Annotated in this window: 6 protein-coding genes; 2 read left to right on the forward strand and 4 right to left on the reverse strand. The window is 65.1% G+C overall.

Translation table 11 applies throughout. The features are described from left to right. Window positions 1-49 precede the first annotated feature (49 nt). The gene (locus D1012_RS06705; RefSeq protein ID WP_118150534.1) at window positions 50-1,162 is read right to left on the reverse strand and encodes a UDP-galactopyranose/dTDP-fucopyranose mutase family protein; all 1,113 of its coding nucleotides are present in this window, start codon (window positions 1,160-1,162) and stop codon (window positions 50-52) included. Window positions 1,163-1,321: 159 nt separating this feature from the next. Between D1012_RS06705 and D1012_RS06710 the strand changes: the two genes are divergently transcribed. Together D1012_RS06710 and D1012_RS06715 are read left to right on the forward strand one after the other, a co-directional pair. Next, complete coding sequence (locus D1012_RS06710) at window positions 1,322-2,071, forward strand: sulfotransferase (protein ID WP_118150535.1); 750 nt, start codon at window positions 1,322-1,324, stop codon at window positions 2,069-2,071. Further along, window positions 2,068-3,546: a glycosyltransferase gene (locus D1012_RS06715; protein ID WP_118150536.1), complete on the forward strand. Its 1,479-nt coding sequence runs from the start codon at window positions 2,068-2,070 to the stop codon at window positions 3,544-3,546. The genes D1012_RS06710 and D1012_RS06715 overlap by 4 nt, the downstream gene beginning before the upstream one ends. Before the next feature lie 11 nt (window positions 3,547-3,557). Here the strand turns inward: D1012_RS06715 and D1012_RS06720 are convergent, their stop codons facing one another. The 3 genes from D1012_RS06720 to D1012_RS06730 all read right to left on the reverse strand — a co-directional run. Then, window positions 3,558-7,652: a glycosyltransferase family 2 protein gene (locus D1012_RS06720; protein ID WP_118150537.1), complete on the reverse strand. Its 4,095-nt coding sequence runs from the start codon at window positions 7,650-7,652 to the stop codon at window positions 3,558-3,560. Between the two features lie 61 nt (window positions 7,653-7,713). Continuing rightward, window positions 7,714-9,381, reverse strand: a complete 1,668-nt coding sequence (locus tag D1012_RS06725) for a glycosyltransferase family 2 protein (protein WP_118150538.1) — start codon at window positions 9,379-9,381, stop codon at window positions 7,714-7,716. A 258-nt stretch (window positions 9,382-9,639) separates the two neighbouring features. Next, window positions 9,640-10,640, reverse strand: a 1,001-nt coding sequence (locus D1012_RS06730) for a calcium-binding protein (RefSeq protein WP_267897821.1), incomplete at its 5' end; no start/stop codon positions are given.

Genomic DNA, 10,640 nt, shown 5'->3' on the forward strand with positions numbered 1-10,640 from the left:
TAAAAAGCTTGCGCGCATCGCGCGCGCCGTTCTCTTGAAGTCGCAACAGTCAAGCTGGAGCGCGGTTTGCCAGAAAGGCGTGGGCGGTGTCGAGCGCTTCGCGGATGGTCACATCCATATCGAGATAGCGATAGGTGCCCAAGCGGCCGACAAAGGTGACGCCAGTCTCATTGCGGGCAAGCGCTTCGTATTCGGCCAGCAGGCTTTGTTCGGCGCTGAGCCGGATCGGGTAATAGGGAATATCCTCTGGCCCGGCGGCGCGGGCGTATTCGCGGTAGCAGACGGTGCCCGCGTGCTGTTCCCACGGAGCGAAGTGCTTGTGTTCGGTGATGCGGGTGTAGGGCACATCAGGGTCGGGGTAGTTCATCACCGCGCAGCCCTGATGGTCGCCGCTGTCGGTGAAGCGTTCGAAATCCAGCGTGCGATAGCCCAGCCGCCCGAGGCGGAACTCGAAATAGCCGTCCAGCGCGCCCGACCAGAAGATGTGATCTGCGCCGGTCGCCATGCTGGCCTGATAGGGCGTGTTCAGCTGGGTGGTGATCAGCGGATGGTCCAACAGGCGGGCGATCAGGGCGGTATAGCCCTCTTGCGGGATGCCCTGAAAGCGGTGGCTGAAGTAGTTGTCATCATAATTGAAGCGCATCGGCAGCCGCTTGAGGATCGAGGCGGGAAGCACGCGGGGCGACAGGCCCCATTGCTTTTCGGTATAGCCTTTGAAGAACGCCTCATAAATCTCGGGGCCGACCATTTGCAGCGCCTGTTCCTCGAAGGTGGCAGCCGGGGCAGCCGCCGGTGTGGCGCGGCTGGCGATAAAGGCCTGCGCCTCGGCCGGGCGCAGGGTTTTGCCAAAGAACTGGTTAATCGTGTGCAGGTTGATCGGCATCGAATAGACTGCGCCGCGCGATGTGGATTTCACCTGATTGCGATAGGGCATCATGGTGGCGCGCTGGCAGACATAATCCCACACCCCGGCATCGTCGGTGTGAAAGATATGCGGGCCGTAGCGGTGGACCATGACGCCGGTTTCCGGGCAGCGTTCGGTGTGACAATTACCGGCGATGTGATCGCGGCTGTCGATCACGGTGCTATGCAGACCGGCTTCGGCCAGTTCACGGGCGATCACTGCGCCTGAGAACCCGGCACCGACAATCAGAATGGTCATGCATCGACTCCGCTTTGCGTCCTGAGGTGTTTAGACGCCACGGGGCGCGCGCACAACCTGCACTGCAAAGTGACTGGTGACCTCTTGCCCTGTCTGTTGCGAATGTGAAATTAAGGTGTATCCGCCTATTCTTTTTGGTGGAGAGGCTGGCAGGAGCAGATGGCTGAGACAGAACACGGGGCAGGCAGGCGGTTTGTGATCATCGGCCTGCCACGCAGCGGCACCACCTATCTGATGAGTTTGCTGAACTCGCACCCGGAGGTGAGCTGTTCGGGTGAAGTGTTCAACCCCTATTCCATTATCGAAACCGGCGAGGCGGATTATGATACAGGCCGCCTTTTTACGCGCGATACTGCGCCGCGGTATTTTCTGAAAGACTTTTTCGAGCGCTATGAAGCGGAACCTTGGAAGCGGATCGGGTTCAAGCTGATGCTGGGTCATAACATCCGGGTTCTGACGCAGCTGCCAGAGCTGGCGGATATGTCGATCATTTATGTGCATCGCAACAACCGGCTGGCGCAGGTGGCGTCTTATCTGAAGGCAATGCAGACGCTGAACTGGGCGCAGACCAGCCGGACGCGCGAGATGAAGCAAAAGATCGTTGCGACGCCACAGCTTATCAGCCATCAATGGCATGAATATGCGGCCATGGATTTTCTGTTTGCCTCGTGGTTGCGGACCTTACCCAACCCCAGCATCACACTTGAGTATTGCGATATGTTCAAACCGGAGTTCAACGCGCAGATCTGCGGCTTTCTGGGCGTTGCGCCAGACCCGGCCATGGCATCGCCACTGGTCAAGCAAGGTGCCAACCGGGTGCTGGACCGGTTCGAGGTGCCCGAACCGATTGAGGCCTATATCCGGCAACTCGGCCTTGCCGACTGGCTGGAAAACGAACTGACTGAATGAAAATTCTCTATGTCAATTGGGTCGATTATCTGGACCCGGAAGGCCGCGGTGGCGGTGTGTCCCTGTATCAGCGCAATCTGATGCGGGCCCTGTCCGGGGTGGCCGGTGTAGAGGCGTCGTTTCTGGCCTGTGGCACCTCTTATGATCCATTGCGCCCGAACCCCCGTTGGGAGGTAATGCGCCATGGCCCGCGGCAGGACCGGCAGCGGCGGTTTGATCTGGTGAACTCGGGTACGCTGGCGCCGGGGCATGCGTCTTTCGGGCAAGCGACCCAGGTCAGCCATCCGGCGACCGAGGCGGTTTTTTTCGACTTTTTGGCCCGGACTGGCCCCTATGATGTGATCCATTTCAACAATCTGGAAGGGATTCCTGTAGATGTGCTGCGCCTGAAGGACCGGTTTCCTGCGAGCCGACTGGTGTTAAGCCTGCACAATTATTACCCTTTCTGCCCGCAGGTGAATTTCTGGCAGGACGAGGCGCGCAATTGTGTCGATGACGAACAAGGGCGGCGTTGCGTTACGTGTCTGCCGCAAAGCTGGAATCCAGCCCAGATCCGCGCTGGGCATGGGTTGGCCTACCGGATGAAAGTATTGGGGATTCCGCCTGACAGCTGGGTGTTCCGGCAGACATTCCGGGTGATCTTTGGTCTGGGGCGGCGTTTGGGGCGGCTGCGCGGGCAACGCAAGCGTCAGACGCTGTTGGCGGGGTCGAGGCAGGCGGATGCGGCGCTGGCTCTGGCCGGGATGGCATTTGTAAAGCGCCGGGCGGCAATGGTGCAGCAGCGGATCAATACGCATTGCGATCTGGTGCTGTGCGTGTCGGACCGGGTGCGGCAGATCGCGCTGCGCGAAGGTGTGCGGCCGGAAAAGGCAGTGACGAATTACATCGGCACGGTCGAGGCGCAGAACTATGCCGCCGCACCGGAGCGCGGGCCGATCTTGCGCCCGGATGGCACGGTCAAGCTGGCCTATTTCGGCTATATGCGGCGCGACAAGGGGTTCTACTTTCTGCTCGACGCGCTGGAGGCGCTGCCTGACGCGGACCTTTGCCGGTTGCATCTGGTGGTGGCGGCGCGGCGGGGCGCGGCGGAGGTCATGGCGCGATTGGCGGCACTGGCCCCGAGGTTGGCGGGATTTGAGCATCAGGATGGCTACGGGCATGGCGATCTGGACCGGCTGCTGGCCGATGTCGGCGTCGGCCTGTTGCCGGTGATGTGGGAGGATAACCTGCCGCAGGTGGCGATCGAGCTGCATGCGCGGCGCATTCCGCTTTTGTGCAGCGATCTGGGCGGCGCGCGCGAGCTGGGCAACAGCCCGGCTTTTGTATTCCGGGCCGGGGATGTGGGGGCTTTTGGCGGGCGGATCAGGGCTATCCTGTCCGGCGAAATCGGGGCCGAGGATTACTGGCGCGCGGCCATTGTGCCAGAGACCATGAGCGCGCATGTCGAAAAGCTGCTGGCGCTTTATCGCGGCTGAGGCGCGATAAGTTAAGGCGGGGGCGGCTGGCCGGTGGTCAGGACCGATTGCACAAAGGGGCTGTCGGTCCAGTGGACCGATACCGAGGGATCAAAGATCGTCTCGCGCCCTTCGGCGATCAGGTCGAGGTATTTGCGATATTCTTCGGCATTGTTGAAATGCTGGCCCCGCGCCACCTCGGACACCGCCTTGGCGCGGAACGCGGCGTTGTATTTGAAATGGCCAAACAACAGGGCGCGCGGCGACAGCCGCGTTTCTCCGACATAGTGCAATCCGTCGGTCAAGCGCATCCACGGGCGATAGCGCAGCAGCGCGATTTTCTGGGCCACGAACAGTTCGGGCCGTGAGCCGGGCAGCAGGCGGTGGCGGGTGGCCGAGGTCCATGTTGGGGCGTCGGAAAACGGGCCGCGCCCGAGCGATGTGGTGAGGAACGGGTCGCGGTCGATGAAGGGGGCGGCGGCGAACGGGGCCTCGTCAGTGAAGTCAGTCTGGGACAGCGGACCCTGCGGATACATATCCAGCATGAAGATGCGGGCGGCGTCGCAGTCCTGGAAGTCGGGGCTGGCCAGCAGGTCGGGCAAGTGGCCGCTGGCGTCTGCGGTCCATGTCAGCAGCTCATCAGCATCGGCGATCAGCGACCAGCGGTCGGGGCGGTAGGCCGCGATCAGCGCCTGTTGCCAGAGCACGCCGTAATGCGACTGGCCGTAATCGGAGTCGACCGAGAACAGCGCGACATCGGGCTGGTCGGCGAGGTAGTCCAAGGTGCCGTCATCGGATCCGTTGTCGGCGATCAGGAAGCTGTCGACGCCAAGGCTGCGGTAATGGCTCAGGAAATGCGGCAGCATGGTCATTTCGTTGCGCAAGCAGGCCACCACCGCGACCGGGGCGGTGCTGGCCCGGTCCAGCCGTGTGGGCGGTGAGATCAGGTCGAGCGCGTGGGATTGCGCGCCAAGACGGGCGGGCAACAGGGTGGGCCAGATCTTGCCCGCGGCGGGGCGGCGGGTTTTGGCCACGCGGGCGGCTTCCGGTTGGAGGGCGTGGCCGTCAAGATGGGCAAGCTTGATGCCCGATCCGGCAAAGGGCAGGCAGGCGTTTTCCCACTTCGGCACCGCAAGCCCGCCGGGGCGCGCGTGGCGCAGCACATGGACGCGGTAGCCATCGCCCGTCACCCGGATGCCCGACAGCGACAGCAGATCGCCGACCAGCTTGTCCTCCATGAACGACGCCTGAATCAGCCGCTGGCCCTCGGCGGTGTCGGCGGCGGTGAGCAGGGCGGCGATGGCGGTCGGGCTGAGCAGATAGCCCGAACCGCCATCGGCATAAGTGGAGGGTTCGGGCGATTTGTCGAGATCATGGCGGCCGCGCAGCGAGGCCGATTTCTCCATATGCCAGGTGCGGTCCATCTGCCCGCGCGCGCGGGCGAGCGGGCGGCCATAGTAATCGGCGCGCAGGTAGCTCAGGCTAAAGAAGAATTCCTCGACATGTAGATAACAGTCGTCATCGACCTTGAGCATCCGGCGACCGGGGAAGTGCTGGTGGACATGCGCAATGGCGGCAAGGGATTTCTGCGGCAGGCCTTCGTAATCGTCGGGGGCGTCGAGGTTGATGACATCGGGTTCGGGGGGCGTTTCGGACGCGCCGCCGACCACGACGATATAGGGGATGCCGAGGCGGGTCAGGTCGGCCAGCCAGCCGGCGCGCATGGCGGGGATGCGGGTGAACAGGTTGGGGTGGCAGGACATGACCACGACGACGGTGTTAAACAGCGCGGTGGCGGCGTCGGGGGGCGGGGTGTGGCTATGGGTGGTGGGGCTGTTGGGCAGGCCGAGCGCGCTGTGGACCGGGGTGGCGAGGTTGGGGACTGTCTGCACGGCGCGCAGGGCCTGTTGCGCGGCAGGGGAGGTGGGGCTGATGGCTGTCGTGTCACGCAGGTGCTGGAGGTGTGACAGCACGAGGCTGACCGCATCGGCATCGGCCCGCAGCGCGCGTAGGAGACCAAGGCTGACCGCCAGCCCTAGATGCCCGGCTGCGGGGCGGGAGAGGGCGAGGGCGTCGGTCAGACAGCGCTGCAGCGCGGCCATGCGCTGCGCCGGGGGCGTGTCGGGCCATGTGGTGATCAGCGTGAACGCGGCTTCGCCAAGGCGACGCTCCAGCATCTCGAACGGCGAGGGGCGGGTGACGCGGCCGAGGGTGGGCAGGCTGCGGGTGAGGGCGGCGGGCACGTCGAAATCGGCATCATGGGTTGCGCCGGGGCGGAACAGGTCGCGCAGCAGAAGGTCAGGGTGCCAGGGGGCAGTCTTGCGCAGGGTGTCAGTGGGCAGCAGGCAAAGCGCTGCGGAGTCGGTGCCTTGCACGTTGAGGCGGGAAAGCTCTGACAGGGCGGCAGCGTGCAGTTGCGGGTCGGTCAGGTCGGGGTCGGACAGCGTGGCAAAGGCCTGCTTTGCCGCCAGCAGATCGGGCGCGCAGGCGGAGAGGGTTTCGGGGTCGGTCACGGTGAACAGCCGCGACCAGAACCGGGGCGACAGGCCATAAGCCATCAGCGCGGTGGCGGAAACCGTCGCGCGCAGGTCGGGTCGCAGGCGGGGCAGCTCGGCGATCAGGGCCAGCATGCCATCCATCAGGCAGTGACAGGGGGTGCGGCCCCATGGGTCTTTGGCCTGTGCGGTGATCAGGGCGCAGAATGCGTCAAGGATTTGCAGGCGCTTTGCCTCGGGCACGGGCACGAGCAGGGTGCCAGGGGTGGCAATCGTTTGCGCGATCCAGCCCAAAGCCGAACTTGCCAGCCAGCCGCCATGACGGTTGGCAAGTAGGTGCATGCGGTTGATGACCTGATCATAGTCGCCCGCCGTCAGCTGGAACGGCAGGCGCAGCGAGACATAGCCCACCTCGTCGCTGGGGCGGACCGGCAGCAGGCCGCGCGCGGCGATGGCGGGGTAAAGCAGGTCAAAGGCGTCCTGCTCGCAAAAGCTGGGGCAGAGGGTGAGGGCGAGCTGTTCGGTATCGGTGGCGGTCAGTTGCGGCAGGGCGGTGGCAAGCCAATGCGATAATGCCGCCCGGTCAGGCCGGGTTGCCAGCAGCCGCGCAAGATCGGCGGTGAGCTCTGTCAGAGGCGACGTGGCGGCATGGCGTGGGGCCGTCGCCAGAGTGGGCGCGTTGGCAGGGATCGACAGGGCGGCTGAGGGCAGAAACTCCGTCAGGCCAAAGCGGACTGCGGCGGCGCGCAGGGCGGTCTGCACCTGCGGGTCGAGGGTCTGCCACAGGCCGGAATAACGCACATGTTCAAGCGCTTGCAGGGCAGCAAGATCGTCATGGGCGAGACTGCCGCTTGTGGTCAGCCGCAACAGGCGGTCGGCGAGCGCGGCGCGGTTGATCTGCATCGGCGCAAGGGCGCGCCCGGTTGCAGTGTCGATCACTTGCAGATGGGCGGAGTCCTCGGGGCCGGTGTCGAGCCAGATCCGGCCCGGGATCAGCACCGCGGCGATGCCTTCGGGCAGGGCAAAGGTGTTTGGCACCGAGGTCTGAGCCTGCGTGGCAGGGCGCAGCGGGACAGGCGTGGCCGAGCCGGGCAGGAGCACGGCATGGCGCGTGGCGGTCTGGCCCTTTGGCAGGTGTTCGGCCAGTTCCATCCGGTCGGTCAGCACCAGCGCCTTGCCGGGTTGCACCCCCTGCCACAGCCGGTCAAAGGTCTGGTCGCGGGTCTCGATCGTCTCCCACGGCACCGCGCCTTCGACTCCGCATTGCGTGATCCGGCGCAGGTCAGGATAGCCGCGTCGCAACAGAAAGCGGGCGTGTCGGTCAAGGCGCGGCAGGCTGCGGTAGCGGCCCAGCACGGTTCCGTCCAGATCGACGGTGACGGTCTGCGCGGCAAAGGTCACCCGGACGGAAAAGCGGGTTTTGGGGAAGGTGACGGCGTGATGCTCTTCGCGGTGCCAGCCCGCGCGATCCTTGCGGTTGACCACCGCCAGCCCATCGCTGAGCCGCAGCGACAGGTGAAACGGGATGTGATCGGGGGTGTCGGTGTAGAAATTCAGGTTGGCGTAATAGGTCCAGGCAGGGTCTACCTGACAGTGAAAGGCGGCGCCGTTTGCTGTGCGGAAGGGGATCATCCGGGGCCTTTTGCGGTTTTGATCTGGGGTCGGTTATGCGGTGCGGGGCCGGGCGATGCAATCACCCGATGGGCGGCAGCCGGAAAATGCGCCGGAGGATGCGCGGCGTCGTAGGGTCCACCGTACCGGGGGTGCCAATCCAGCCACGCCGCAGCCCGACCCACCACAGATGCAGCAGCAAGGGCAGGGCTTTGTAGTGGTGCCACCTGCCTTGTCGGTGAATCCCGGCCAGATGGGCCGTGGCGGCACGCAGGGCCAGTCTGCGGTGCCAGCCGGTCGGCAGCGGCGACGCAACACCGGGCTGCCACTGGTCCAGCGCCCGCAACCGGGTGCGCAGGGGGATCAGGGGGATCAGTGCGTCGGGGGCGATGGGCGTGGGGGCCCATGCGACCGGGGCCTGAGCCTGACTGAGCCACAGCGCCTGTCCGGTCAGGGTGAGCTGTGCGTCAGTGTCACAGGGCGGGCGGGCAAAGGTGGCACGGGTCAGGATGGCATGTTGCGCCGGGTCCAGATCGAGGGCGTCCTCCGGGGTGAGGAGCCGGGCGGGCGCATCCGGGGCGGGATGGATCAGCGGCAGGACAACCGCCGCCCTATCGCTGTGCAGCAGGGTTTCCGCCGCCTGAGCCAAGGCCGCATGGTCAGGATGGATCTGTGCGGGCAGGTCGATGACAAGGCTGTCTTTGCCGATGGGCTGGTCCGGTGTGGCGTGGCGGAACAACGGCGCGAGGGGCGAGTCCGGGGCGGGAAGCCGGGGTACGGCAACAGGCTGACGGATGACAACAGGCGCATCTCCCGTCAGGCTGAGGGCCGTCATCGCGTTCAGGTGGCGATCCCACCGCCAGTCGGGGTTCAGCTGATGGCGGGCAAAGAAGCGGGCAGTTTCGTGCCGGAACCGGGTTGCGCGGTCCGGTGATGTGATCACCTCCAGCCGTTCGCAGAACAGCCTTGTGGCCAGCCGGGCCAGCCCGGTTCCGGCACCGGACTTGTCAGCCGCACGGAAGATTGTGGCAGAGGTTTCCAACACCGGGAATTGCTCGAACACGCGGTCGCTGTCGGTGCGGGTGATCTGGCCCTCACGTTCCAGTGTGTAGAGATAGAGCGGCCGGGGGATATGGCGCAGCACGTCAGTCTTTGCAGCGAGGCGGTGAAAGAAGGTGTGATCCTCGTACCAGGTGCCCTGATCAAAGCGCAGATCGCTGATGAAGTCGCGCCGGTAGAGCTTGTTCCACGCCGACGGGAAATGGCAGATGACATCGGACCAGTCCCGCAGGGGATAGGCCGTGGTGAGGGGCGGGTCGTCCGGCTGGGGGCGGCCGTGGATTGCGGAATGCGGATGACGGCTGCCATCAGGCGTACAAAAGGCAACTCCGCAGGCCACCCAACCGGCGGCGCTGGCGCTGAGATCGTCGTGGAGCGTTTGCAGGAACGCGGGGTCGAATCGGTCATCACCGTCAAGAAAGGCGATGAACGGCGCGCGGGCAAGATCCAGCCCTGCGTTGCGCGCACCCGACAGGCCCCGGTTTGACTGACGGATCAGTTGAAAGCGCGGGTCTGTACCGATGGCGGCACCGGCCTGTGCGGCGGTGTCATCGGTGGAACCGTCGTCGATCACCAGCGCCTCGAACCCGGCGAAGCTTTGCGCCCGGAGCGAGGTGATGGCAGCACCGATATGGGCGCCGACGTTATAGGCCGGAAGAATGACGCAGATCTGTGGTGGGGATGGCATCATCACAGGCTCCGTCCAGCGAGACGGGCGCCGGTGTTGGCGGGCGTATCGGCCCAGAGGGCGGCAAAATCTGTGCGGCGCGGGGTAACAGAAGGGGCGCGTGCGTCTGATGTCAGCAATCGGGTCATAGGCCCAGCCACCACAAAAACGCTGTGATTGCCACTCAAAACATGCTGTTCGAGGAGGGTTGGTGTGCTGAAGGTGTTGGCTCTTGCCGCCGGTGTGGCGTCGGCGTCGCAGGATCAGGTCACCGGTGGACGGTCAGACTACGTAAATGTGGTCGGCTAAGTCGGCCAGGTCGGTCACGCCGGGGATATGAATCAGCGTGTTGACGCCGCCCAGATCAAGCACGGCCCCTTCGGCTGTCAGCCGGCCATATTGCTGCACGATCTGCGCCCCGGTGGGGGGAGGCCCGTCGAACATCCAGCGCACGAGGTGGATCTGGTCGCCCTCGGCGGTGTTGAAATCGCGGATATAGGTCGTGCCATAGTGGCGGTAGAACAGAAAGGTGTCTGCTCCGGCATTGCCCCAGATATGATCGGTGCCTGCCCCTGCGGCGATGATGTCATCGCCCGCGCCTCCGGCGATCAGGTCATTGCCGGGACCGCCCCAGATCGTGTCATTGCCGGTGCCGCCGTGGATTGTATCATTGTCCAGCCCGCCAAAGATCAGATCGTCGCCCGCATAGCCGAACAGCTGGTCATTGCCCGCACCACCGCCCATCATGTCGTTCCGCCCACCACCCATGACGGTGTCATTCCCCGGCCCGCCCCAGAGCGAATCCTGACCGCCGCCGCCGTCGATCAGATCATCGCCGGTGCCGCCTCCGATCAGGTCATCGCCGTGCCGGCCCCGGATCACGTCATTACCGGGGCCGCCCCACAGCTCGTTGTTGCCACCCGCCGCCAGGATGGTGTCGTTCCCTGGCCCAGCATAAACGGTGTCGGCACCAAAGCCAGTGTAGAGCATGTCATCCCCTGGCCCCGCCTGCAGAAAATCCCGCCCCCCGGCTCCGATCAGGATATCGTTGCCAGTGGTGCCGATGAGGTCACGGCTGGCAGTGGCGGGATTTGCCCATGCCGGATCGGTGGACCAGTCCGCCAACCGCGCACGCTCCACCGGGACAGAGGGCATGACAACGCCTCCGCCCGTGCCACCTCCGCCCGCGCCACCTCCGCCCGCGCCACCTCCGCCCGCGCCACCTCCGCCCGCGCCACCTCCGCCCGCGCCACCTCCGCCCGCGCCACCGCCGCCCGCGCCAC

The sequence above is a fragment of the Pseudotabrizicola alkalilacus genome (assembly GCF_003443995.1).
GTDB lineage: Bacteria > Pseudomonadota > Alphaproteobacteria > Rhodobacterales > Rhodobacteraceae > Pseudotabrizicola > Pseudotabrizicola alkalilacus.

Coding starts and splice junctions, on each gene's coding strand:
- D1012_RS06705 (WP_118150534.1), bottom strand. CDS start 1,162: ATGACCATTCTGATTGTCGGTGCCGGGTTCTCAGGCGCAGTGATCGCC.
- D1012_RS06710 (WP_118150535.1), top strand. CDS start 1,322: ATGGCTGAGACAGAACACGGGGCAGGCAGGCGGTTTGTGATCATCGGC.
- D1012_RS06715 (WP_118150536.1), top strand. CDS start 2,068: ATGAAAATTCTCTATGTCAATTGGGTCGATTATCTGGACCCGGAAGGC.
- D1012_RS06720 (WP_118150537.1), bottom strand. CDS start 7,652: ATGATCCCCTTCCGCACAGCAAACGGCGCCGCCTTTCACTGTCAGGTA.
- D1012_RS06725 (WP_118150538.1), bottom strand. CDS start 9,381: ATGATGCCATCCCCACCACAGATCTGCGTCATTCTTCCGGCCTATAAC.